The organism is Haloplanus ruber, assembly GCF_024494725.1.
In the GTDB taxonomy this organism is placed as follows: Archaea; Halobacteriota; Halobacteria; order Halobacteriales; family Haloferacaceae; genus Haloplanus; species Haloplanus ruber.
This window is the reverse complement of sequence record NZ_JANHDK010000002.1, coordinates 59,543-82,829: the sequence shown is the minus strand read 5'-3', so window position 1 is coordinate 82,829 and position 23,287 is coordinate 59,543. Positions and strand designations below refer to the sequence as shown.

Here is a 23,287-nt window from a genome sequence, read left to right as displayed (position 1 = left end):
GTTATCCCAGGAGACCGAGTTCTTCGAGCCGGGAGACGATGACGTCGACGGCTTCCTCGGCGTCCTCGGGCTGCTTGCCGCCCGTGATGACGAGTTTGCCGGAGCCAAAGAGGAGCGCGACCACGTCGGGGTCGTCGAGTCGGTAGACCAGACCGGGGAACTGCTCGGGTTCGTATTCGATGTTCTCCAGTCCCAGTCCGATGGCGATGGCGTTCAGGTTGAGGTTGCGCCCCAGATCCGCGCTCGTGACGATGTTCTGGACGACGATGTCGGGTTCCTCGTCGACGTTGATTCGGAGGTCGCGGAGCTTATCGAAGACGATGTGGAGGCTCTCGTGGACGTCCGCCGTCGACTTCGCGCCCGTGCAGACGATTTTGCCGGACCGGAAGATCAGTGCCGCCGACTTCGGGTTCTGTGTCCGATAGACGAGCCCGGGAAACTGCTCGGGGTCGTAATCGGCCCCCTCCAAGTCCATGGCGACACTCTGAAGATCGAGTTCCTGCCCGATGCCGGTAGAAGCCACCACGTTCTCGATGTTTATCGTCTCCTTGGGATCGGTCATGTATCGACTTAAGTGTCGTATTTAAGGTTCAAAAAGGTTGGTGCGCGTAGCTGATACGTCAATTCCGGGAGCGGTCGGTGACGGTCCGGTATCCTCATGCGTCCGGGCCGCGGACGACGACGCGTGTACGGTCTCGAACTCGCGGGCGAGGACGACGCCTTCGCCGCCCGGGAAGCGGCGTGTGCGGCGACGGGAGTCGAGGTGGTTGCGCCCGGTCTCGCGACGGCCCGCGGCGTCGACGCCGAGCGCCTCCGGTCGCTCGCCTACACGCACCGCGCCAGCCACCTGCTCGGCCGCGCCGCGGCGAGCGTCGACGCCGCCCGGGCACTGGTCGAGGCGGCGACGATAGCCCGGACGGGAAGCGTCGCCGTCCGCGCTCGCGACGTGCGGGGGACGGCGGGCGTCGACACCCGTCGCGTCGAGCGCGCCCTAGGAGCGACGCTCGTCGACCGTGGCTTCACGGTCGACCTCGATTCCCCCGACCACGAACTCCGGGCGTGTTTCGCGGGCGACACCTGTCTCGTCGGATGGCTCGCCGCCGAGAGCGTCCGGGACTACGGCGACCGCCGCCCCACCGACCGCCCGTTCTTCCAGCCGGGGAGTATGTCCCCCCTCGACGCCCGCGCGCTCGTCAATCTGACCGGCGTCGGTCCCGGGGACCGGCTTCTCGATCCAATGTGTGGCACCGGCGGCACCCTGATCGAGGCGGGCCTGATCGGCGCTCGCCCTGTCGGGATCGACGCCCAGTGGAAGATGGTCCATGGCGCCCGCGAGAACTGCCGGGCGTATCTCGACACCGAGCCGACGATCCTGCGCGGGGACGCGACCCGTCTGCCGCTCGCTGACGACAACGCCGTCGACAGCGAGAGGTCGGTGACCTCTCTGGCAGATGGCAACGCCATCGACGCCGTCGTCTTCGACGCACCCTACGGCCGCCAGTCGAAGATCGAACGCCACTCGCTCGCTGACCTCGTGGGCGGTGCGCTGACGGAGGCACGGCGGGTGGCGCCGCGAGCCGTCGTCGTCGGCGACCGCTCCTGGAGCGAGGCAGCGCGCGCGGCTGGTTGGACCGTCGAGACCACGTTCGAACGGCGGGTTCACGGCTCGCTCGTTCGGCACGTCCACCTTCTCCGGTGATCGCAACTCAGGCCGCCGCGGAAAGCGCCACGACCGTCTCCCCGGCGCGCACGGTGTCGCCCTCGGCGACTAGCAGGTCGTCACGGTCGTACGCCGGTGGCAGGAGGACGTCGGCCCGACTCCCGAAGGCGATGTGACCGATCCGGTCACCCCGGCTCACCTCCTCGCCCGTCGAGAGGTAGGGGTGGATGCGGCGGGCGAACCAGCCGGCGATCATCGAACACTCGCAGGTATCGAGAGTCACGTCCACGCGCTCGTTGCGGTCCGAGTCCTTGCTGAAGGCGGGGCGGTGGGCGCCCGGCCGGTGGGTCAGCGACTCGACGACGCCCGCCCGCGGTGCCCGAAGGACGTGCACGTCGGTGACGTTCATGAACACGCCGACGCGGAGACGGCCGTCCTCCTCGCGGACGACGGAGACGCGGCCGTCGGCCGGTGAGACCACGCCTCGGGGCGGCGGTGACCGCGCCGGATCGCGGAAGAAGTGGACGACGAACCCGCCGAGCGCGAGCGCCAACGCGGCCAGTGGCGGGGCGACGAACGCGAGCGGCACCGCGGCGACGAGCGGTGGGAGGGCGTACCGCCGAGCGCCGGGTGCCAGTCTCACGACTGCCCCTCGGCCCGTGCGCCCCACGTCGACAGTAGGTGCGCGAGGTGGAGGCGGTCGTCGGTCCCGGTCACCAAGTCGTGGTCGATGTCGCCGGCGAGGCGGTGGAGGTGGGCGAGTTCCTCGCCGTCGTAGCGCCTGCGAGCCGCCGACAGTAGGTCCACGAGTAGAGACTGGCCATCGTACCCCTCGTCGTCGAGGAGCGTCCCGACGGTCTTGCGGGCGTCGGTCAGGTTGCCGGCCTCCGCGGCGGCGAGCACCGACTCTAGGTCGTCGTCGTGGCCAACGTCTTGGAGCGTCTCGTGAACCGTCGACATGGTCACCTCGTCGGCCTGTTCGGCGGTCGTCTGTGCGCCGAGGATCGCCCGCCGGAGGTCGCCCTCGGCGTAGCCGGACACGAACTCCAGGCCGTCCTCGTCGTACGGGACGTCCTCGGCGGTTAGGATTCCCTCGACGACGGCCTCGATTTCGTCGCTCGTCGGCGCCCGGACCGGCACCGGAAAACACCGGGACCGGATGGGCGCGATGAGCGTCGAGGGCTGGCGGGTGACGATCACGAACTGGGTGGTGCGGTGGTACTGCTCCATCACCCGGCGGAGCGCCTGTTGGAAGTCCTCGCGGATCGCCTCGGCGTTGTCGAGGACGATGGTCTTGTAGTCGCCCGACATCGGGGCGTAGCTCGCGGATTCCTTCAGCACGCGGTTGATCATGTCGCGTTTCGCCATGCGGGACCGCCCGGCGAGAAACTGCTCGAACCGGGGGTCCTCCCGCAGTTCCTTCTTCGTACGGCCGAAGAAGTCCGCGACGTTGATCTCCACGAGGTCGTTTGCGGGGTCCGCGTGGGCGGCCTCGGCGAGGGCCCGGACGGCCGCCGTCTTGCCGGCCCCCGGTGGCCCCTGGACGACGAGGTTCATCGGCTCGTCGACCGCCCGCCGGAGGCGGTCACGGACCGACGACTGTGGCAAGTCGTCGAGGCTCGGGGCGTGTGTGTCCGTCCAGAGCGGGGCGTCCATCGGCGCCTCCTAGTCGACCGACGGGTAAGAATCCCTATGTCTCGGGGCCGGGTCGGCTTCGGGCACACTACGACCCCGGCCGACGTGATGGCGGGCGCTACCGACACCGATACGGGTTTACGGCCCCCGCTCGGAGCGGATCGTATGTCGATGCGCGTGACGTTCCTCGGCACCAGCGGGGCCGTTCCGACGACACAGCGGGCGCCGAGTGCCGTCCTCGTCAACCGCGAGGGGGAGCGGTTTCTCTTCGACTGCGGCGAGGGAACACAGCGACAGATGATGCGGTTCGGCACCGGCTTCGACGTCTCTCACATCTTCGTCACGCACCTCCACGGCGATCACATCCTCGGGATTCCGGGCTTGATCCAGTCACTCGACTTCAACGACCGCGCCGACCCGTTGGCGATTCACGTCCCCCCGGGCGCCCGGGGCGAGATGGAGCGCTTGGTCCACGCCGGCGGCCACCGCCCGGGCTACCCCGTTCGTATCCACGAAGTCGCGCCGGGGTCGGTCGCCTACGACGCCGCGTCGTTCGAGGTCCGCACCGTCGAAACCGAACACCGCACCCGCTCGATGGGGTACGCGCTGGTCGAGGACGACCGCCCTGGGCGCTTCGACCGGGAGCGAGCCGAGGAACTCGGCGTGCCGGTCGGCCCGAAGTTCGGCCGCCTCCACGAGGGCGAGTCGGTCGAACTCGACGACGGGCGCGTGATCGACCCCGAACAGGTGGTCGGCCCGCCCCGCCCCGGCCGGCGGCTGGTGTACACTGGCGACACCCGCCCCGTTGAGGCCGTCGTCGAGACGGCCGCGAACGCCGACCTCCTCGTTCACGACGCGACGTTCGCGGCCGACGAGGCCGAACGGGCCCGTCGAACCGGTCACTCGACCGCCCGCGAAGCCGCCGAGGTGGCCGCCCGCGCCGGCGCCAAGCGCCTCGCGCTGACGCACGTCTCCTCGCGATACGCCGGCACGTGGGAGCGCCTCGAACGGGACGCGACGGCCGCCTTCGACGGCGAGTGCTTCGTCGCCAGTGATGGCCAGACCGTCGACGTTCCCTACCCCGAGTAGGGAGTCTCAGTCCGCCGACGCGCCGGTCACGAGGATGCCGACGATGGCCACTGGGAGGGCGTACACGAGCAGGAGGGCGACGAATCCGATGACCCTGATCAGCGGCCCGCCGCCGCCGGAACCGGTCCGGACGAACGTCAGTACCACGAACCAGAGGGTCGTCAGGCGAACGACCTGCGGGTCGACCATGCCGGGCGGTCGGCGGTCGCGGATAAGTCGGTTTCGACGGACGGCTCGCCCGGATCGCTGGCCCCTGGGCGCCTCGACAGAAGTGAAAACCGTCAACTGACCTCGGGACGTTGGTCGACCGTGGACTACCGACCCGCCCAGTGCAACATCGGTTCTCGTCAGCGCCGCCGCCGAGCCGTGTTCTCCGCGGCTGGACTGTTGGTCGCGAGCGCCGTCGTGGCCGCATATCTCGTCGGCGCTCTCCCCAAACTGCTGTTGGTCGGCGTGTTCGTTCCCTTCGCTGTGGCCTTCGAGTGGGGGATTCAGGCCTACGAAGGGTTCTGCGTGCGCCTCGCGCTCCTCGGCCGGTACGACTTCGCCGGCGAGGACGGAACCGGTGCGGTCACCGACCCGAGCCACCGCCGGCGTGACCGCCGCTACGCCCTTCGCCTCAGCGTGATTAGCGTCGTCCTGGCCGCGGTGGCGACGGCGCTAGTCGTCGCGGCGCTGTAGTCCGGCCGCTGTCGGCGTGGAGTATTTATCCAACGCCCACCTACCGCGAGTCGTGAACGCCCGGACGAGTGCGCTCGACGCGCTAGTGTTCGGCGTCGACGTACAGAGCGGCGACGTCCGCGGGGACGCCCCGTCTTACGCGGTTGTCGCCTACGACGGTGAGAACCTCGACCGGGACGTCGTGTCCTTCCGCAAGCTCCGACGCCTGATCGAGCGTGAGGAGCCGACTATCGTCGCCACCGACAACGTCTACGAACTCGCGACCGATCACGACGACCTCGTGCGCTTTCTCCGGTGGCTTCCCGGGGGGACGCGACTGGTCCAGGTGACCGGCGCCGAGCGGCCGGAACCCCTCTCCCGGGTCGCCTCGCGTCACGGCGTCCCCTACGGCAAGAAGCCGATGGCGGAGGCGGAGGCCGCGGCCCGCCTCGCCGCCGCCAATGTCGGCCACGAGGTAACTGCCTTCGCCGACACGACGACGGTGAAGGTATCCCGTGGGCGGTCGACTGGATCGGGCGGGTGGAGTCAGGATCGCTACACCCGGCGGATCCACGGAAACGTCAAGAAACGCGCCCGCGAGGTGGCCGACGCGCTCGACGAGGCGAATCTCGACTACGAGCGCGAGATAACCGAGAAGTACGGCGGCTACGCCAACGCCACCTTCACCGTCGAGGCGGCGCCCGACGACCTCCCGGTGGGCAAGTCCCGCGCCGGCGACACGCGCGTCGAAATCGAGCGGGAGCGCCGCGACGGCATCGAGTTCGAACCGCTGGTGAAACGGCGGGACCGCGTCCTCGTCGGGGTTGACCCCGGGACGACCACCGCCGCGGCTGTCGTCTCGCTGGACGGCGAGGTGCTCGACGTGCTCTCGACGCGCACCGCGGACACCGCGGACGTCATCGAGTGGCTCGTCGACCGCGGGCGGCCGGTCGTCGTCGCCGCCGACGTCGAGCCGATGCCCGAAACCGTCGAGAAGTTCCGCCGAAGCTTCGACGCGGCGGGTTGGGTCCCCGACGCCGACCTTCCGGTCGACGAGAAACTTCACCGCACTCGCGAGCACACCTACGACAACGACCACGAACGCGACGCGATGGCTGCCGCGCTCTTTGCCTTCGACGGCTACGCGGACCAGTTCGAGCGGATCACCCGGAAGGTGCCCCCGCAGTTCGACCGTGGTGAGGTGCTCGAACGCGTCGTCGCCGGCGAGGAATCCGTCGAGGCGGCGCTCCACGAACTGTCCGACGACGACGGCGACGAGGAGGCCGAGTCGACCCACGAACCGCGGGAACTCACGCCGGAGGAGCGACGCATCAAGCGTCTCGAACGACAGGTCGACCGGCTGGAGGACACCGTCGACGACCTCCGCGGCCGCCTCGAAGAGAAAGACGAGCGAATCGCGGAGTTCGAGGAAGAGCTCTCGGAGGCTCGCCGCGAGGAGCGCCGCGAGGTGCGCGAGCGCCGCGAGATCAACCGGCTGGAGCGCGAAACCGAGCGACTGGAGCGCGACCGCGACCAAGAGCGCGAGCGCGCGGACGAACTCGAATCGAAGTTAGAGCGGCTGAAAACCCTCTGGAAGCTCGATCACTCCGACTTTGCCGACGTGTCGGCGGGCCGCGACCTCGTCCCCGTGAAGATGATCGAGCAGTTCACCCGGGACGCCATCGACGACGCCGACACAGCCTTCGGGCTGGCTGCGGGCGATGTGATCTATCTCCGGGACGCCAGTGGCGCCGGCCGGTCGACCGCCGAGCGTCTGGCGGCGACGGAGCCGCGCCTCGTCCTCCGGTCCGGGAACCTCTCGAATGCCGCCGACGAGGTGCTGTTCGAGGCCGAGGTCCCCGTCGCACCCGCCGCCGACGTGACCGTCCAAGAGGTAGACGAACTCGCGGTCGCTCGCGAGAGCGAGGTTGCGGCCGCAATCGAGGACTGGGAACGCCGCGCCGAGGAACGGTCCAAGGAGCAGAAATCGGAGATGGTCGACCAGATCATCAGCGAACACCGGGCCGAGAGTGGCGACTGATCCGGCCTACGGTAACTGGGTAGTGGTGGTTCACCGGACCGTCTCGGCGACCCACCGGTGCTGACTCACGATACCCCGTAGGAGCCACCGGCCCCCTACGGCTTTGGGTCTCGGGTGAGACCTGCGGGTATGAGCGAGGACGCGTCCGGGGCAACGCCTCGGCCCGACGAGGGCGACGGGGAGCGGGACGAGGACCCGCCCGACATGGGTGACCTCTTCGACGAACTCGAGGAACTGGCGGACATCGTCGACACGCCGGCTGGCCGCAGACAGGTCCACGAAACCATGCGTGTGGCGATGGCGGCGAGTGCGAGTACCGCGACGACTCCGTTTGGCCGCGTGATCCGGGGCTACGACCGCGGCGACCTCGCGGAGGCGGTTCTCGGAAGCTTCCTGTTCGGCGTCCCGATGGCCGTCGAGGGTGGCACCCAAGAAGTCGGTGACTTCCTCGTTGCCCGCCCCCTCTATCTCGGCGGGACGATCCTGTTCGGGGTCGGTCTCGTCATCGGGATCATCTACGTCGCCGACTTCCAAGACGTGCGCGTCCACAGGCCCATCCTCGGGGTGATCCCGCGCCGGCTGGCCGGGGTCGTCGGCGTCTCGTTTACGATGGCGCTCGTCCTGCTGACGGGGTGGGGGCGGGTCGACTGGGCGGAGCCGACACTCGCCTTCGCCAACGTCGTCGTGGCCTTCGTCCCGATGGGTGTCGGGGCGGCGCTCGGCGACATCCTGCCCGGGTCGTAAGGGGAAGTCATATTTTCCCGCTCCCGCGGTATACGGTATGGACGCCTACGAGCGGATCACCCGGAACGCGACCGAGGTGGTCACCGAGTCGGAGGGACGGGAACTGGCCGAGGACCCTGAGGGCAAGCGTGCGTACGTCGGCTACGAGCCGTCGGGCGTCCTGCACATCGGCCACATGCTCACCGCGACGAAGCTGATCGACCTGCAGGAGGCTGGCTTCGAGGTGACGGTCCTGCTCGCGGACGTCCACGCCTATCTCAACGACAAGGGGACCTTCGAGGAGATCAGGGAGACGGCCGAGCGGATGAAAGCGCAGTTTCTCGCGTACGGCCTTGACGAGGAGCGCACCGAGTTCGTCTACGGCTCCGAGTTCCAGTTCGACCGCGAGTACGTCCTCGACCTGCACGCGCTGGAACTGGAGACGACCCTCTCCCGGGCCGAGCGGGCGATGGCAGAGATCAAAAGCGGCGACTCGGTGCGGGTCTCCCAGGCGGTCTACCCGCTGATGCAGGCGCTCGACATCGTCTACCTCGATGTCGACCTCGCGGTCGGTGGGATGGAACAGCGGAAGGTCCACATGCTCGCTCGCGACACCCTGCCGGGGATCGGCGAAGCGTCGCCGACCTGCCTCCACACGCCGTTGATCGCCGACCTCGATACGGGCGTTGGAAAGATGTCCGCCAGCGAGGGCGTCTCCATCTCGATGGAGGATTCGACGGCCGACATCGAGCGGAAAGTCAACGACGCCTTCTGCCCGCCGACCCGGGACCCCGACCCGGACGACGAGGGCCGCGAACGCGAGAATCCCGTGCTTCAGATCTTCGAATACCACGTCTTCCCGCGGTACGATACGGTCGTGGTCGAACGGCCGGACGAGTACGGTGGCGACCTGACCTACACAGACTACGAGTCGCTGGCGGCTGATCTGGACGCTGGCGCGTTGCATCCGGCCGACGCGAAGGGGGCGCTGGCGACGTATCTCGACGAACTCATCGCGCCCGGGCGGGCGAAACTGCGGGACGCGATATCCGACGCCTGAGGGCGGGCGCGACGATACGTCGGCGGTTTTAAAACTCGCGACCGCGAACGCCCGGCCATGAGCGAGAACGAAAACGGCGGGCGCACGGACCTTCGAATGCCCGACGACGACGAGGTGTTCGCCGTCGTAACGGACATGCTCGGAGCCAACCGGGTACAGGTACGGTGTGCGGACGGGCAAGAACGCACCGCCCGCATTCCCGGCCGGATGCAAAAACGCATCTGGATCCGGGAAGACGACGTGGTGCTCGTCGAACCGTGGGACTGGCAAGACGAGAAAGCCGACATCTCGTGGCGATACGAGAAGTCGGAGGCGGACCAGTTGCGGCGCGAAGGGCACATCGAGTAGCGACGGGACTTTTGAGGCGTGACGACGTAACGAGAGTGAATGAGTGACCGCGAGGAGTACGGCCTGCTCGACCCCGAGGAGGGCGAAGGCGACGACTTCGGCGACGAGTGGGAAGAGATCGACGTGTCCGATACCGACGCGGACCGCATCGCCAGAAAGCGGGACCGCGAGTTCGCCGAATTCCGCAAGCGCCTGAAAGACGCCGACCAGTTCAAGGTCGCTCAGTCGGTGTTCGACGACGCCACCTTCGCGGCAATCTACAAGCTCGTCCAAGACGGCTACATCGACGCCTTTGGCGGCCCCATCTCGACGGGAAAGGAAGCGAACGTCTACGAGGCGCTGGGTGCCGACGACCGCGACGTGGCGGTGAAGATCTATCGTATCAACGCCTCGAACTTCCAGCAGATGCGGGCGTACCTCGAGGGCGACCCGCGATTCGAGGGGATCGGCTCCGATAAGAAGAAAGTCGTCCTCGCGTGGACGAAAAAGGAGTTCGCCAACCTCCGACGGGCGCGGGCCGCGGGCGTCCGGGTGCCCGAACCCATCGCCGTCGAGCGGAACGTCTTGGTGATGGAACTGGTCGGGTTGGTCGAGGAGCGCGCCCGGCGACTCGCGGAGGTGACCGTCGAGAACCCCGAGACGGCCTTCGAGGTGGTGCGAGAGTATATGCGACGGCTCCACGGCGCCGGTCTCGTCCACGGCGACCTCTCGGAGTACAACCTGATCATCCACGACGGGGAACTGGTCGTCATCGACCTGGGACAGGCGGTGACGGTCCACCACCCGAACGCCGACGACTTCCTCGACCGGGACTGCCGGAACGTCGCGTCCTTTTTCACGCGTCAAGGAATCGACGTCGACCCGGCCGACCTGCGTTCGTTCGTGACGGCGGCGGAGCCGTGATACCCGAGCGAGAACGCTTAACCCGCTCCGACCGGTATCCTGCGGTATGCAGCACGTGAAGGTTCCGCAGGACCGCCTCGGCGTCCTCATCGGCGAGGGTGGCGAGACCATGCGCGAGATCGAGCGGCGCGCGGAGGTTCGCCTCGACATCGACTCCGAGAGCGGGAGCGTCGCCATCGACGCCACCGGTGACCCCGTCACGGCGATGGTCGCTCCCGACATCGTCCGCGCCATCGGGCGCGGGTTCAAGCCGGACGCGGCCCTCTCCCTCCTCGACGACGAGATGCGGATGTTCGAGTTGATCGACATCGAGGACGCCACCCGCAACAAGAACGACCTCCAGCGACAGAAGGGACGACTCATCGGCGAGAACGGTCGCACCCGGGAACTGATGGAGGAACTCACTGGCGCCGAGGTGGTCATCTACGGCACCACGCTCGGGATCATCGGCCAACCCGAGGAGGTCCAGGCTGTCCGCCGGGCCGCCGAGATGATTCTCGACGGGGCGCCCCACGGCGCCGTCTACGGCTTCCTCGAACGCAAGCACAACGAACTCACCCACGGCGTCGAACTGTAACCGTTCTCACGCCGTCACTTCTTCCGCTGAGCCACGGTACCGAGTGACGATATTCCCCCGGTGTGACAGACACTCTCGTGACCGCTAATCACCTGACTGCGGCACGACGTACCATACGCAGTATCAAAAGGTTTTTATAGAATCACAATCAATCAAAGGTTGATTATGTCTCAGCGAATGCAGCAGGGCCAGCCGATGATCATTCTCGGCGAGGACTCCCAGCGAACCCAGGGCAAGGACGCCCAGTCGATGAACATCACGGCCGGCAAGGCCGTCGCGGAGGCCGTACGGACCACACTCGGTCCGAAAGGCATGGACAAGATGCTGGTCGACTCCGGCGGGAGCGTCGTCGTCACGAACGACGGCGTCACGATCCTGAAGGAGATGGACATCGACCACCCCGCGGCGAACATGATCGTTGAGGTGTCCGAGACCCAGGAGGACGAGGTTGGCGACGGCACCACGACGGCAGTCGTCATCGCGGGCGAACTCCTCGACGAGGCCGAGGAACTCATCGACCAGGACATCCACCCGACGACCCTGGCACAGGGGTACCGTCAGGCCGCGGAGAAGGCAAAGGAGATCCTCGAAGAGAACGCCATCGACGTCTCGGCTGACGACCGCGAGACGCTCGTCAAGATCGCCGCCACGGCGATGACGGGTAAGGGCGCCGAGAGCGCCAAGGATCAGCTCGCAGACCTGCTGGTCGACGCCGTCCTCGCCGTGCGCGACGACGACGGTAACGTCGACACCGACAACGTCTCCATCGAGAAGGTCGTCGGCGGCGCTATCGGCAACTCCGAGCTCATCGAGGGCGTCATCGTCGACAAGGAACGCGTCAGCGACAGCATGCCCTACGCGGTCGAGGACGCGAACGTCGCCCTGATCGACGGCGACCTCGAAGTCAAAGAGACCGAGATCGACGCCGAGGTCAACGTCACCGACCCCGACCAGCTCCAGCAGTTCCTCGACCAGGAGGAAAAACAGCTGCGCGAGATGGTCGACCACCTGACCGAGATCGGTGCCGACGCCGTCTTCGTCGGCAGCGGCATCGACGACATGGCTCAGCACTACCTCGCACAGGAGGGCATCCTCGCCGTCCGCCGTGCGAAGGACAGCGACCTCTCGCGGCTCGCCCGCTCGACCGGCGCCACGGTCGTCGGCTCCGTCGACGATCTGACCGAGGACGACCTCGGTGTCGCCGGCTCGGTCGCCCAGAAGGACATCGGCGGCGACGAGCGCATCTTCGTCGAGGACACGCCCGACGCGAAGTCCGTGACGCTCGTCCTCCGCGGTGGGACCGAACACGTCGTCGACGAAGTCGAACGCGCCGTCGAGGACTCGCTCGGCGTCGTGCGGACGACCCTCGAAGACGGGAAGGTTCTCCCCGGCGGCGGTGCGCCCGAGGCGGAACTCGCTCTCGGCCTGCGCGACCACGCTGACTCCGTCGGTGGGCGCGAACAGCTCGCCGTCGAAGCCTTCGCCGAGGCGCTCGATGTCATCCCGCGCACGCTCGCCGAGAACGCGGGTCTCGACCCCATCGACTCGCTGGTCGACCTGCGCGCCCAGCACGACGCTGGCGACCTCTCGGCCGGCCTAGACGCCTACACGGGCGACATCATCGACATGGAGGAGGAAGGCGTCGTCGAACCCCTCCGCGTCAAGACCCAGGCCATCGAGTCCGCCACCGAGGCGGCCGTCATGATCCTGCGCATTGACGACGTCATCGCGGCCGGCGACCTCAAGGGTGGCGGCAGCGACGACGGCGGCGACGAGGGCGGCCCCGGCGGCATGGGCGGCGGCATGGGCGGCGGCATGGGCGGCATGGGCGGCATGGGTGGCATGGGCGGCGCGATGTAAGCTCGGCCACCAGCCCGCTTCCGTCGACCCCTGCGACCGCGAGTCGTCTAGTCCTTCGATCAAACCCTACGCTTTTATCGAGACCCTGACCCCGCGAGCGTTCGCTGTGCGCTGTTCGTTCGCGACACCAAGACAAACGTCACGCAGCCCCGGATCGCCAGCAGCCCTCAGAACGGCCGATCCGCGTCGCCCCGAGCAATCTCCCGAAGCTGCTCCTCGTCGAGTTCCTCGATCACCGCGTCCGGGATGCTGTCGGGCAGGTCAGCCCGGCGGTCCGCGGCGACAGGGCTGCCACCGTCGGTCGTGGCGTCGTGTCCGCCGTCGACCGACGACTCCGTTCGCGTCCGTGTGGCGTCGGTCACCGCGGTCATCTCGATCCCCTCGGCCGAGGCAAGGTCGCCGACGGCGTCGTCGATGACCGTGAGCTGACGCGACTGTGAGCGGACGCTCTGCAGGACGCTGTCGGCTTCCTCGGTCATTTCGTCGGCGTTGGCGGCGATTTCGTCGACCATCTCGGAGAGCTCCGCGCTCGTCGCGGCCTGTTCGTCGGTGGCGGCCGCGACTTCCTCGATGCCCGTCGCCACCTCGTCGACGGCGTCGACGATGCGCTCTAAGGCGTCCCGCGTCTCGCCGACCCGCGAGGCACCACGGTCGACGGCCTCGTCGGCCTCGTCGAGACTTCGTGCCGTCCGGTCGATGTGCTGGGTCACTTCGGCGATGATCTCCTCGACCCGGCCCGCCTGCTCTTGGGTGTCCTCCGCCAGGCTCTTGACTTCGCTCGCGACGACGGCGAACCCCTCGCCTGCCTCGCCGGCCCGTGCCGCCTCTATCGACGCGTTCAACGCGAGGATGTTCGTCTGGTCCGCGATGTCGTTGATCACCTCGACGATGCCTTCGACTTCGTCGATGGCGTCGACGAGTTCGTCCACGTCGTCACCGATGTCCTCCTGCTTGGTTTCGACGCGTCCCATGGTGTCCATCGCAGACTCCGCGGCCTCGTTGCCGGCGGCCGCGGCCTCCCGGGCCGTCCCGCTGGTGTCGGCCACGTCGTCGGTCGTCGCGGCGATTTCCTCGATCGTGGCGCTCAGGTCCGCAATCTCCGCCGACAGATCGGTCGTCCGCTCGGACTGCTGGCCGACGATCTGGTCGACGTTCGTCATCCGCTCGGTGACGCTCGCGGCCTCCGTCTGCACCTCGTCGATAGATCCGGCGATCTCCTCGCGCAGTTCGCGTGACGCCTCGATCTCGCTACGCAACTGTCGCGAGTGTGAGTGGAGGTAGGTGTCGTTGACCACCTGCATGTCGAGGTTCGTCCCTCGGACCGCCGACTTCGCGGTCTCGAACCCGTCCTCGATCGCCGCGGCCACGTCGTCACGGTGTTCCTCGGGGAGGTCCGCCGTCGCGTCCTCGACGGTCATCGTCGCGAGTTCGTCGAGGACGATGTTGAGCAGGTTGCCGAACATCCCGCCGAAGTAGTGAAGCGGCATGTCCAGCCGGTCGTGGAGATTGCCGATCCGCGTCCGGTGTTTGAAGTGCTCGCGGTCGTACTCCCCGCTGGTCAGCGTCCGAAGGTAGCCTCCGATAAGCTTCCGGAAGGCGTCGTCGTCACGCGGTGACCGGTCGAAGATCTCCTGGGTCCGGTCGTGGCCGTAGATCGGTTCGACGAAGGCGTCGATGAGCTCCGCCTCGCGCGACTCGACGAGTTTGTCGAGAGACGCCAGCCGGTCGGCGTCGTCGTCGGTGAACCCGACGAACTCCTTTCGCCACGCAATCTCCGATTCGGTCAGCCCCAGTTCAGTCGCCAACTCTTCGGGTGTCGCGTCCGTGCCGATCGATTCTCCGTCAACGAGGCTACGCATACCTGCTTCTTGCGCCTTCGGTTCATAATGGAACGCCTCAAAATATCACGGCCGATACTGCCGGGGACGGCCGACTCAGGCGAACAGGTCGCGGGCGTCGGTGACCGCATCGATCAGTTCGTCGATCTCCTCGCGGGTGTTGTAGACGTAGAAGGAGGCTCGTGCGGAGGCGGCGATTCCCAACTTGTCGTGGAGCGGCTGGGTGCAGTGATCGCCGGCCCGGATCGCCACGCCGTGATCGTTGACGATGCTGGAGAGGTCGTGGGCGTGGACGCCCTCGACGTTGAACGCGACGAGACCACCCCGGTCGTCGCCCGGGGGACCGTAGATGTCGACGCCATCGAACTCACTCAGGCGGTCGTAGGCGTACTCGGCGAGCAGTTCCTCGTGGGCCTGGACGGCGTCCATGCCGATTTCCTCCATGTAGTCGACGGCAGCGGCGAAGGCGATTCCCTGCGCGATAGAGGGGGTGCCTGCCTCGAACTTCCAGGGGAGGTCCTCCCACGTCGACTCCTCGTAGGTGACCCGTCGGATCATGTCGCCGCCGTACAGGTACGGCTGCATCGATTCGAGTATCGCCTCCTTGCCGTAGAGTGCGCCGATCCCGGTCGGGCCACACATCTTGTGGCCGGAGAACGCGAAGAAGTCGGCGTCCATCGCCTCCACGTCGACCGGGCGTGTCGGTGCCGACTGGGCGCCGTCGACGAAGATCAGGGCGTCGTGGTCGTGAGCCAAGTCGGCCAGGTCGGCCACCGGGTTCACGGTCCCCAGCGTGTTCGAAACGTGGACCACCGACACCATCGCCGTCGAGTCGTCGATCAACTCGGCGGCGTGGTCCATATCGAGGTAGCCGTCGTCGTCGACGCGGATGTACCGCACCTCCGCTCCGGTTCGCTTGGCGATCTGTTGCCACGTCACCAGCGACGCGTGGTGTTCCATCTCCGAGAGGACGACGGAATCATCAGGGCCGAGTTCGGTCAGTCCCCACGCGTAGGCGACGAGGTTCTCCGCCTCGGTCGTGTTTTTCGTAAAGACGATTTCCTCGCGACCCGCCGCGCCGATAAAGTCGGCGACGGTGTCGTGGGCCTCCTCGTAGGCCACGCTCGCCTCTTGGCTCAGCTGGTGGATGCCCCGGTGGACGTTAGCGTTGTAGCCGCGGTAGTAGTCGCTGATCGCCTCGACTACCTGCTCCGGCGTGTGGCTCGTCGCGGCGTTGTCCAGATAATAGAGGGGCGTGTCGTCGTCGGGACCCTGTCCGGGCGTCTCCACGTCGCCCCCGACCAGGCGGTCGAGGATCGGGAAATCGGCCCGGATGGCCTCCACGTCGATTGGATACGATTCCTGGACTCCCATCGCTAGAACGTACGATCCGGAGGGATAACACCCCTTCGGTGTCTCACCCCCGCCGCAACCGTGCCCGGTTACCCTACCGACCCACCAGCTTCTTTACGCGTCCCCTTCGTTCACGTACCACTATGCAACGCCGACGGGTCCTGGGGATCTGTGGAGCGCTCGCGACGGGACTGCTCGCAGGGTGTAGCGGCAACTCGGAGAGTACGCCGACGGGGACGGCAGAGCCGACCGCCACGGCGACGGCGACGCCGGAACCAACGGCCACCGCCACGGCGACGCCGACGGAGACGGCCGAGCCGACCGCTACGCCGGCGACCGGCCCTGGCGGTCCCACCCACGAACTTGACGAGTCGTTCGTCGTGGGAGGCGACGGAGGCCGAATCAACTATCGTTTCATCGACTTCTACCGCGCCGACAGCCTCGGCAGCAGCGCCAACCCGGCGACCGCCGATGGAACCTTCGTAATCGTCCTCCTGGAGTTCGGGAACCCACAGGACTCGGCCATCTCCTTTCCCCCCAACTCCTTCGTCGCCAGCAACGACGAGCAGATTCGGTATATCGACGAGGAAGCGACGCCGAAGGTCGACGACGACGACCGACTGGACACCCAGCCCATCGCCACGACGACGCTCTCGGCCGGCCAGTCGGCAGCCGGCGCGGTAGTGTTCGATCTCGATCCGGAGCAGTCCTACTGGCTCGAGATCCGGCCGACAGGCAAGGGAGGCGAGACCCATTACGTCGAAATCGGTTCCGTCTCGGAGATTCAGACGCTCGAAAGCTCGATGGTCGGCTAGAGCCAGAGCAACTGGGCGTGGCGCGTGCCGTCCAGTTCGAGGACGTTCTCCTCGTCGACGAGGCCGGCGTCGATGGCGACACGGACACAGCGCTCGCCGACGAGGTTCGCCACCGACGCCCGCGTCAGCGCGTCTACCACGTCATCGGCGTCACCGGTTTCGCCGCCGTAGAACTTCTCGGTCACCGTCAGCGACACCTCGTCGTCGGCGTAGGTTTCGCCGAGACACCCGTCGTCACACACCGCGACGAGGAGTCCCTCGGGGGTGTCGCGTTCGCGGATCAGCATCCTACTGGTCCTCGACCAGTTCGCGCTCAGCCTCCTCGCGAAGCTCCGCCGCCTGCTCTTGGACTCGCTCGGCCTCTTCATCCTGGCCGAGTTCCTCTAAGGCTCGTGCCTTCTCCTCCAGCACCGAGGCGTTGCGCATCCCCAGTCGGATCGCGTTGTCGAAACAGTCCACGGCGCTCTCGTGGAGGCCCCGCTCCGACAGGAAGAATCCGCGGTTGTACCACGCCTGTCCGAACCGAGGGTCGACCTCGACGGCGCGTTCCGCGTGTTCCAGCGCCTGCTCGGTCCGTCCCCACTCCCAGAGGGCGTACGCCAGGTTCGTGTGGGCCGTGGCAGCGTGTTCGGAATCCTCGTCGATGTCGAGGGCCTCCTGGTAGGCGCCGATGGCCTCGTCGTACTCCTCGAGTTCGGCGTGGGCTGCGCCCTTGTTCACCCACGCCTCCTGTTCGATCCGGTCGTCCGTCGCGAACTGCGCTGCGCGCTCGAACGTCCCGGTCGCCTCCTCGAAGCGGTTGATGCCCATATAGGAGAGTCCGACGTCGACCAGTTGCTCGGCGTCGACCTGGTCGCTCCCGACGCTACGCTCGTCGAGGATATCCGTCAGCACCCGCGAGTCCACCGGGTCGACCTCGGCCGGATCGACCGACAGCTCCGGCGGATCGAGCGAGAACTCCTCGTACTCCTCGTCGAACCCCTGTCCCTCCGAGAAGCGATGGGGTCGCTCGTCGTCCATACCGTTCGCTTGGATATCGGGGCGGTTAAGGCCTGCGTCACGGGCCAGCACTTACGTCCTCGGCGCGGTGACCGCCCGCTATGCGACTGTTCGTCAGTGTCGACGTCGACCCACTATCCGAGGGGGTCGCAGCCGCACAGGACCGCCTGCCCGACGCCGGCAGCCTCCGCCTCGTCGACCCCGAGAACGCCCACGTCACCCTCGCGTTCCTCGGCGAGGTTGCCCCCGACCGACGGGACGCTCTCACGGCCGCTCTGACGACTGCCGTCGACGACGCCGGCGTCGACCCATTTACCCTGTCGCTCGGCGGCTACGGCGTCTTCCCTTCCCCCGAGTACATCAGCGTCGTCTGGGCTGGCGTCCGCCGCGGTGGCGCCGAACTCACCCGCCTCCACGAGGCGGTCGAGCGTGAAACGACGGCCATCGGATTCGACCCCGCCGACCACGACTTCACGCCCCACGTGACCCTCGCCCGGATGGACGACGCCCGGGGGAAGGCGGCCGTCCAGCGACTCATCGAGGACGCCGATCCCGAAATCGGGGCCGTCGAGGTGCGCGAGGTTCGACTCACGGAGAGTACGCTCACCGACGACGGCCCCGTCTACGAGACGGTCGACCGATTCCCGCTGTAGCCGCGCGACACCGGCGTGTTCCGAAGATAGGGAATACCGCACAGGTTCGAGGCTACCCAATTCCCCCCGTTAGCATGAACCTGCATACTACCTATCGGGACGATACCGGCTCCGAGAGACGTTTCAGTAGCCGTGCGAGCTATCGGGCGCGAGTCGGTTACCGCCATCAGCATCGTTCCACGACCAACCTATACCCGTCTCGGTGGTAGGTACGTGAATCCCCGCCACATTTGCATGTCGCGGGAGACGATACGCTTGATGCCCTCTCTTATCGACGAAACCGTGTTCGGCGAACCCTCCAGAGGTCTTGGATTGGTTTACCTCTGTGGCGCACTTCTGCTGGCGGGGCAGCAAGGGTACTACGTCATTGTCGAAGGGGCGACACCGTTCTATGCTGAACTGCTTTTGAGCGCCGGGATGGCCCTCTCCGGCATTGCCGAGTCCCTGCCGAAACCTCGACGACGGGCCGCTGGCGTCTTGCGGCTCACGGCACTCGTCGTAGTGGTGAGCATGCTCGTAATCTTACTCGTCACACCCGAACTCCTCATCGACTAAGACCGGTGATCGATTCGAACTCACTGCTGCCGACCGGGTGGTATTGAGGAGGAACCGCCACGACTGCTGACGATTCACGGGATGAATCTGCCGTATCAGGCGGCACCGATTTTGTATCGCGATATGTGATTTATCGAGGCTCACGGATGCCGTCGGTGGGGCGTTCGGGTTCACTACTGCTGATCGGTCCGTGACGCTCGGTCGGGACCCCCCACCACGTCTGGCTGGGGGGTGCAAGACGATGGGCGCGCGACCGCAGGAATCGGACTCGGCTTGTACACGCTGACTACGGGCGACCACCGCGTCGACCTCCATCCGCCCCAAATAAATCGCATACTGCGATATCGAATGTCTACCAGAGCCACGAATCGCCGTCGGCGCTATCGACTCACGATGCGCCCGTCTACGGGGCGACCGACACGACGACCTTCCCTTGGTGGTTGCCGCCCGCGACGTACCGATAGGCCTCGCGAATGTCTGTCGCCGCGAACGTGCGGTCGACGACCGGATCGAGGCCCGCGGCTTCGATTGCGCTGGTCATACGGTCGACCATCGCGCGACTGCCGACGCCCAGCGATCCCTTGACTGTCAGCCTCTTGGTCAGAATGGGGCTTGGATCGACTCGCCCTTCCGGCCCGGAGAGGACGCCGATCAGGTGGACGTGCCCGCCGAAACAGGTCGCGTTCAGTGATTTCTGGAGGGTTCCGGAGCCACCGACCTCGACGACGTGGTCGACGCCGCCGGTCTCCTCCCGAACGGCCTTGCCCCACTCGGGGGTTTCCTCGTAGTTGAGAGTCCACGCCGCCCCGAGTTCGCGGGCGCGTTCCAACTTCTCGTCGCTCGACGAGGTGACGAACACGTCGGCGCCCCGCATCGTCGCGAACTGTAGCGCGAACGTGGAGACGCCGCCGGTACCCAGTACCAGCACCGTCTCGTCGGCGGTCAGATCACCCTCTTCGTGCAGTTCACGCCACGCAGTCAATCCGGCGCAGGGCAGCGTGGCTCCCTGTTCGTACGAGAGGGTGTCAGGGAGGCGTGCGAGGCTGTCGGCCGGGAACGTCGCGTACTCCGCGAGGGCGCCGTCGACGTTGCCACCGGACGTCCGTGCAATCTTTTCCGACGCGACTGGGCCGTCGATCCAGTCGGGCGCGAAAGGGGTCACGACGCGGTCACCTTTCGAGAGGCGCTGGACGTCTTCGCCGACCGCAGTCACCTCGCCGGCCCCATCGGACAGCGGGACGACCGGCAGTTCGACGCCGGGATATTCGAGGTTCTCGTTGGCAATCGCCAGGTCGCGGTAGTTGAGCGAGGTAGCTCGGATCTCGACGAGTGCCTCGTCAGCCGCTGGTTCTGGCTGGTCGCGTTCGACGTCGACGATTCCGGAGTAGTCACTCGAGAACTCCTGTACTTCGTAGGCTTTCACGGCTCACACGGAGGGTGCTGAGGAGTTTCAGTCTTTGGTCCGGCGGGCCTTTCGCCGGCAACACCGATAGCTGTCGGGGCGGGCGTGTCGATTTCCGGGCTACCGTTTTGCCGTCGTGTCGAATGAGAGCGCCGAGGCGAGGCCCGCCTCCCGGCCGACGCCCGAAAGAACAAGATTTTATGCGGCGACGGGGTAGACAAGGGCACTATGGGTAAGAAATCGAAGGCGAAAAAGAAGCGACTCGCCAAACTTGAGAACCAGAACAGCCGCGTCCCTGCGTGGGTCATGCTCAAGACGGACCGACAGGTCACCCGCAACCCGAAGCGCCGCAACTGGCGCCGGAACGACACGGACGAATAGATGAGCGCCAACGACTTCGAGGAGCGCGTCGTCACCGTCCCGCTCCGCGACGCCCGGGCGGAACCGTCGACCGAGCGTGCCGACCGGGCGATGACCATCGTCCGCGAACACCTCGCGAAACACTTCAAGGTCGACGAGAACGAGGTCCGCCTCGATCCGGACATCAACGAGGCGATCTGGGCGCAGGGCCGGAACAACCCGCCGAGCAAGCTTCGCGTTCGCGCCGCCCGCTTCGTCGAGGACGGCGAATCGATCGTCGAAGCAGAGACCGCCGAATAACGTGTTACGCGCCTCCTTCGCCGGATCGTCCTACGTCGGGGTGTTCGCCCGCGCGACCGACGACTGTCTGCTCGTTCGCCCCGACGCCGACGCCGACACCGTCGACAACATCGCGGCCGAACTCGGCGTCGATCCCGTGTCGACCACGGTCGGTGGCTCCGGGACCGTCGGCGCCCTCGCCGTCGGCAACGAGCACGGACTCCTCGTCTCGAGTCGGGCGACCGACCGCGAGATTTCGACCATCGAAGCGGAGACCGGTCTCGACGTGACCGAGCTTCCCGGTCGGATCAACGCCGCGGGCAACGTCGTCCTCGCGAACGACTACGGCGCGTACGTCCACCCGGATCTGAGTCGGGAGGCGATCCAGACGGTCAAGACAGCCTTGGACGTGCCCGTCGAACGCGGCGACCTGGCCGACGTGCGTACCGTCGGCACCGCCGCCGTCGCGACCAACGAGGGAGTGCTCTGTCACCCGAAATCGCGCGAGCCGGAACTGGAGGCGCTCGAAGACTGTCTCGACGTGCGGGCCGACATTGGCACCGTCAACTACGGTGCGCCGCTCGTCGGCTCCGGTCTCGTCGCTACCGACGCGGGCTACGTGGTCGGTACGGATACCACGGGACCGGAGCTCGGACGCATCGAGGAGACGCTCGGCTACATCGACCGCCAGTAGGAAGATACTTCCCGCTTCCTCACGACCGTTCGGTACATGAGCGAATTCGTCGTCAGCGGACGCTTTCAGGACCGAACCGGCTACCGTCAGTTCCAGAAGGCGGTAGACGCCACCAACGAGAATGTCGCGCGCGAACACACCCTCGCCCAACTCGGGAGCGAGCACGGCCTCAAGCGCACGCAGGTCGAGATTGAGGAGGTGACCGCGGCATGATGGGTGGTGGCGGTCAGCAGCAACTCCAGCAGCTCTCCCAGGAGATCGAGGCTATCGACGAAGAGATTGCGGAGCTCGAAACCGAGATCGAGTCGCTCCGCACCCGACAGAGCGAGATCGACGAGGCAGTCGAGGCCATCGAAACCCTCGACACCGGCGCGACGGTTCAGGTGCCTCTCGGCGGCGGCGCGTACCTCCGTGCCGAAGTGCAGGACATCGACGAAGTGATCGTCGACCTCGGCGGCGGCTACGCGGCCGAACAAGAGCAGGGTGACGCCATCGACGCCCTCGAACGCAAGCGGGACGTGCTCGACGACCGGATCGACGACGTCGACGACGAAATCTCGGAGCTCGAATCCGAGAGCGAGGAGCTCGAACAGCAGGCCCAGCAGATGCAACAGCAGATGCAGCAACAGCAGATGCAGCAACTGCAACAACAGCAGGACGAAGGCGAGTAGCGGCCGATGTTCGACGGACTGAAGGACAAACTGGACAGCTTCCGGAGCGACGTCGAGGAGAGCGCCGAGGCAGCCGAATCCGAGGCGGACCCGGACGACGACGCCGCGGCCGCGACGGAGGCCAGTTCCGACGACGGTGCCGACCCCGAGACGACGGCTGACGCTGACGGGACGCCGTCGGACCCGGACGACGCCGACACCGACTCCCCCGGCCGGCTCCAGCGAGCCAAGGCCTTCGCCACCGGCAAGGTCGTCCTCGAAGAGGAGGATCTGGAGGACCCCCTCTGGAACCTCGAGATGGCACTGCTGGAAAGCGACGTCGAGATGGGTGTCGCGGAAGCCATCTTGGCGGAGATTCGGTCGAATCTGGTCGGCGAGACCAAATCCCAGATGGCGAGCACCGGTGACCTCGTCGAGGACGCCCTCCGGGACGCCCTCCTCGAGGTCATCAGCGTCGGCCAGTTCGACTTCGACGAGCGCATCGCGCAGGCGGAGAAGCCGGTGACCATCGTCTTCACGGGCGTCAACGGCGTCGGGAAGACGACCACCATCGCCAAACTGGCCCGCTATCTGGAGGCGCGTGGTTACTCCGCCGTGCTCGCCAACGGCGACACGTACCGCGCGGGCGCCAACGAGCAGATCCGAGAGCACGCCGAAGCCCTCGATACGCGCCTGATCGCTCACGAACAGGGCGGCGACCCCGCGGCCGTCGTCTACGACGGCGTGGAGTACGCCGAGGCCAACGACGTGGACGTCGTCCTCGGTGACACCGCCGGCCGCCTCCATACCTCAAGCGACCTGATGGCCCAACTGGAGAAGATCGACCGCGTCGTCGGCCCCGACCTCACGCTGTTCGTCGACGAGGCGGTCGCCGGTCAGGACGCCGTCGAACGCGCCCAGCAGTTCGACGAAGCCGCCGAAATCGACGGTGCCGTTCTGACAAAGGCGGACGCCGACTCCCAGGGCGGAGCCGCTATCTCCGTCGCCTACGTGACCGGCAAGCCCGTCCTCTTTCTCGGCACCGGGCAGGGATACGACGATATCGAACGGTTTGATCCCGAGTCGCTGGTTGACGACCTCCTCGGCGCGTAGGCGACACGCCTACCTCCGTT

At 66.9% G+C, this 23,287-nt stretch carries 28 protein-coding genes; 19 read left to right on the top strand and 9 right to left on the bottom strand.

The genetic code is table 11. The annotated features are described in order from the left end of the window. Position 1 precedes the first annotated feature (1 nt). Positions 2 to 562 carry a TATA-box-binding protein gene (locus tag NO878_RS08470; protein ID WP_256405560.1) on the bottom strand — a complete coding sequence of 187 codons (561 nt, stop codon included), beginning with the start codon at positions 560 to 562 and terminating at the stop codon, positions 2 to 4. Between the two features lie 123 nt (positions 563 to 685). On the opposite strand from NO878_RS08470, the gene NO878_RS08465 reads away from it, so the two are divergent. Next, the gene (locus NO878_RS08465; RefSeq protein ID WP_379823593.1) at positions 686 to 1,699 is read left to right on the top strand and encodes a TIGR01177 family methyltransferase; all 1,014 of its coding nucleotides are present in this window, start codon (positions 686 to 688) and stop codon (positions 1,697 to 1,699) included. A 7-nt stretch (positions 1,700 to 1,706) separates the two neighbouring features. Here NO878_RS08465 and NO878_RS08460 read toward each other — a convergent pair whose 3' ends face one another. Continuing rightward, complete coding sequence (locus tag NO878_RS08460; RefSeq protein WP_256405558.1) at positions 1,707 to 2,303, bottom strand: protein sorting system archaetidylserine decarboxylase; 597 nt, start codon at positions 2,301 to 2,303, stop codon at positions 1,707 to 1,709. Then, positions 2,300 to 3,316, bottom strand: a complete 1,017-nt coding sequence (locus NO878_RS08455; protein ID WP_256405557.1) for an AAA family ATPase — start codon at positions 3,314 to 3,316, stop codon at positions 2,300 to 2,302. Before NO878_RS08455 ends, NO878_RS08460 begins: the two co-directional genes overlap by 4 nt. A gap of 150 nt (positions 3,317 to 3,466) precedes the next feature. Between NO878_RS08455 and rnz the strand changes: the two genes are divergently transcribed. Continuing rightward, a complete protein-coding gene (gene rnz, locus NO878_RS08450; protein ID WP_256405932.1) occupies positions 3,467 to 4,384 on the top strand; it encodes a ribonuclease Z in 918 nt (305 codons plus the stop codon). Positions 4,385 to 4,390: 6 nt separating this feature from the next. On the opposite strand, the gene NO878_RS08445 is transcribed toward rnz, so the two are convergent. Continuing rightward, positions 4,391 to 4,573, bottom strand: a complete 183-nt coding sequence (locus NO878_RS08445; RefSeq protein ID WP_256405555.1) for a hypothetical protein — start codon at positions 4,571 to 4,573, stop codon at positions 4,391 to 4,393. Positions 4,574 to 4,693: 120 nt separating this feature from the next. Between NO878_RS08445 and NO878_RS08440 the strand changes: the two genes are divergently transcribed. The 8 genes from NO878_RS08440 to thsA all read left to right on the top strand — a co-directional run bounded on the left by NO878_RS08440 (position 4,694) and on the right by thsA (position 12,556). After that, entirely contained in the window at positions 4,694 to 5,065 is a 372-nt protein-coding gene (locus tag NO878_RS08440; protein WP_256405554.1) for a hypothetical protein, read from the top strand. Between the two features lie 52 nt (positions 5,066 to 5,117). Continuing rightward, a complete protein-coding gene (locus tag NO878_RS08435) occupies positions 5,118 to 7,085 on the top strand; it encodes a DUF460 domain-containing protein (RefSeq protein WP_256405553.1) in 1,968 nt (655 codons plus the stop codon). A 129-nt stretch (positions 7,086 to 7,214) separates the two neighbouring features. Continuing rightward, positions 7,215 to 7,829 (top strand): DUF2391 domain-containing protein, encoded by a 615-nt coding sequence (locus NO878_RS08430; protein WP_256405552.1) that lies wholly within the window; start codon positions 7,215 to 7,217, stop codon positions 7,827 to 7,829. Positions 7,830 to 7,866: 37 nt separating this feature from the next. Then, complete coding sequence (locus NO878_RS08425) at positions 7,867 to 8,868, top strand: tyrosine--tRNA ligase (protein WP_256405551.1); 1,002 nt, start codon at positions 7,867 to 7,869, stop codon at positions 8,866 to 8,868. Between the two features lie 57 nt (positions 8,869 to 8,925). Next, the gene (gene eif1A / locus NO878_RS08420) at positions 8,926 to 9,216 is read left to right on the top strand and encodes a translation initiation factor eIF-1A (protein ID WP_256405550.1); all 291 of its coding nucleotides are present in this window, start codon (positions 8,926 to 8,928) and stop codon (positions 9,214 to 9,216) included. Positions 9,217 to 9,255: 39 nt separating this feature from the next. Continuing rightward, positions 9,256 to 10,119, top strand: a complete 864-nt coding sequence (rio1, locus tag NO878_RS08415; protein WP_256405549.1) for a serine/threonine-protein kinase Rio1 — start codon at positions 9,256 to 9,258, stop codon at positions 10,117 to 10,119. A gap of 46 nt (positions 10,120 to 10,165) precedes the next feature. Then, a complete protein-coding gene (locus NO878_RS08410) occupies positions 10,166 to 10,696 on the top strand; it encodes a KH domain-containing protein (RefSeq protein WP_256405548.1) in 531 nt (176 codons plus the stop codon). Between the two features lie 195 nt (positions 10,697 to 10,891). Then, positions 10,892 to 12,556: a thermosome subunit alpha gene (thsA, locus tag NO878_RS08405; RefSeq protein ID WP_256405931.1), complete on the top strand. Its 1,665-nt coding sequence runs from the start codon at positions 10,892 to 10,894 to the stop codon at positions 12,554 to 12,556. A gap of 167 nt (positions 12,557 to 12,723) precedes the next feature. On the opposite strand, the gene NO878_RS08400 is transcribed toward thsA, so the two are convergent. Further along, the gene (locus NO878_RS08400; RefSeq protein WP_256405547.1) at positions 12,724 to 14,415 is read right to left on the bottom strand and encodes a globin-coupled sensor protein; all 1,692 of its coding nucleotides are present in this window, start codon (positions 14,413 to 14,415) and stop codon (positions 12,724 to 12,726) included. 75 nt (positions 14,416 to 14,490) lie between these two features. After that, on the bottom strand, positions 14,491 to 15,768 hold the full coding sequence (sufS, locus tag NO878_RS08395) for a bifunctional cysteine desulfurase/selenocysteine lyase SufS (protein ID WP_256405546.1): 1,278 nt from the start codon (positions 15,766 to 15,768) through the stop codon (positions 14,491 to 14,493). 122 nt (positions 15,769 to 15,890) lie between these two features. Here sufS and NO878_RS08390 point away from each other — a divergent pair, with 122 nt between their 5' ends. Continuing rightward, positions 15,891 to 16,562: a DUF4352 domain-containing protein gene (locus NO878_RS08390; protein WP_256405545.1), complete on the top strand. Its 672-nt coding sequence runs from the start codon at positions 15,891 to 15,893 to the stop codon at positions 16,560 to 16,562. On the opposite strand, the gene NO878_RS08385 is transcribed toward NO878_RS08390, so the two are convergent. Further along, on the bottom strand, positions 16,559 to 16,849 hold the full coding sequence (locus NO878_RS08385) for a DUF424 domain-containing protein (RefSeq protein ID WP_256405544.1): 291 nt from the start codon (positions 16,847 to 16,849) through the stop codon (positions 16,559 to 16,561). The genes NO878_RS08390 and NO878_RS08385 overlap by 4 nt on opposite strands. A gap of 1 nt (position 16,850) precedes the next feature. Continuing rightward, on the bottom strand, positions 16,851 to 17,582 hold the full coding sequence (locus NO878_RS08380) for a tetratricopeptide repeat protein (protein WP_256405543.1): 732 nt from the start codon (positions 17,580 to 17,582) through the stop codon (positions 16,851 to 16,853). An 80-nt stretch (positions 17,583 to 17,662) separates the two neighbouring features. Between NO878_RS08380 and thpR the strand changes: the two genes are divergently transcribed. Both thpR and NO878_RS08370 read left to right on the top strand, forming a co-directional pair. After that, positions 17,663 to 18,214 (top strand): RNA 2',3'-cyclic phosphodiesterase, encoded by a 552-nt coding sequence (gene thpR, locus NO878_RS08375; RefSeq protein WP_256405542.1) that lies wholly within the window; start codon positions 17,663 to 17,665, stop codon positions 18,212 to 18,214. 258 nt (positions 18,215 to 18,472) lie between these two features. Next, positions 18,473 to 18,769, top strand: a complete 297-nt coding sequence (locus NO878_RS08370; protein ID WP_256405541.1) for a DUF8011 family protein — start codon at positions 18,473 to 18,475, stop codon at positions 18,767 to 18,769. A 403-nt stretch (positions 18,770 to 19,172) separates the two neighbouring features. On the opposite strand, the gene NO878_RS17170 is transcribed toward NO878_RS08370, so the two are convergent. Further along, positions 19,173 to 20,192: a zinc-dependent alcohol dehydrogenase family protein gene (locus NO878_RS17170; RefSeq protein ID WP_256405540.1), complete on the bottom strand. Its 1,020-nt coding sequence runs from the start codon at positions 20,190 to 20,192 to the stop codon at positions 19,173 to 19,175. A gap of 207 nt (positions 20,193 to 20,399) precedes the next feature. Here NO878_RS17170 and NO878_RS08360 point away from each other — a divergent pair, with 207 nt between their 5' ends. From NO878_RS08360 to ftsY, 6 genes are read left to right on the top strand one after another with little or no spacing between them, the layout of a single operon-like run. Continuing rightward, positions 20,400 to 20,552 carry a 50S ribosomal protein L39e gene (locus tag NO878_RS08360; protein ID WP_049937522.1) on the top strand — a complete coding sequence of 51 codons (153 nt, stop codon included), beginning with the start codon at positions 20,400 to 20,402 and terminating at the stop codon, positions 20,550 to 20,552. Then, positions 20,553 to 20,831, top strand: coding sequence for a 50S ribosomal protein L31e (locus tag NO878_RS08355; protein WP_256405539.1), 279 nt, complete (start codon positions 20,553 to 20,555; stop codon positions 20,829 to 20,831). 1 nt (position 20,832) lies between these two features. Further along, a complete protein-coding gene (locus NO878_RS08350) occupies positions 20,833 to 21,504 on the top strand; it encodes a translation initiation factor IF-6 (protein WP_256405538.1) in 672 nt (223 codons plus the stop codon). A gap of 36 nt (positions 21,505 to 21,540) precedes the next feature. Next, positions 21,541 to 21,717: a 50S ribosomal protein L18Ae gene (rpl18a, locus tag NO878_RS08345; RefSeq protein ID WP_256405536.1), complete on the top strand. Its 177-nt coding sequence runs from the start codon at positions 21,541 to 21,543 to the stop codon at positions 21,715 to 21,717. After that, entirely contained in the window at positions 21,717 to 22,175 is a 459-nt protein-coding gene (gene pfdA, locus NO878_RS08340) for a prefoldin subunit alpha (protein ID WP_256405930.1), read from the top strand. The genes rpl18a and pfdA overlap by 1 nt, the downstream gene beginning before the upstream one ends. A gap of 6 nt (positions 22,176 to 22,181) precedes the next feature. Next, positions 22,182 to 23,267, top strand: a complete 1,086-nt coding sequence (ftsY, locus tag NO878_RS08335; RefSeq protein ID WP_256405535.1) for a signal recognition particle-docking protein FtsY — start codon at positions 22,182 to 22,184, stop codon at positions 23,265 to 23,267. Positions 23,268 to 23,287: the final 20 nt, after the last annotated feature.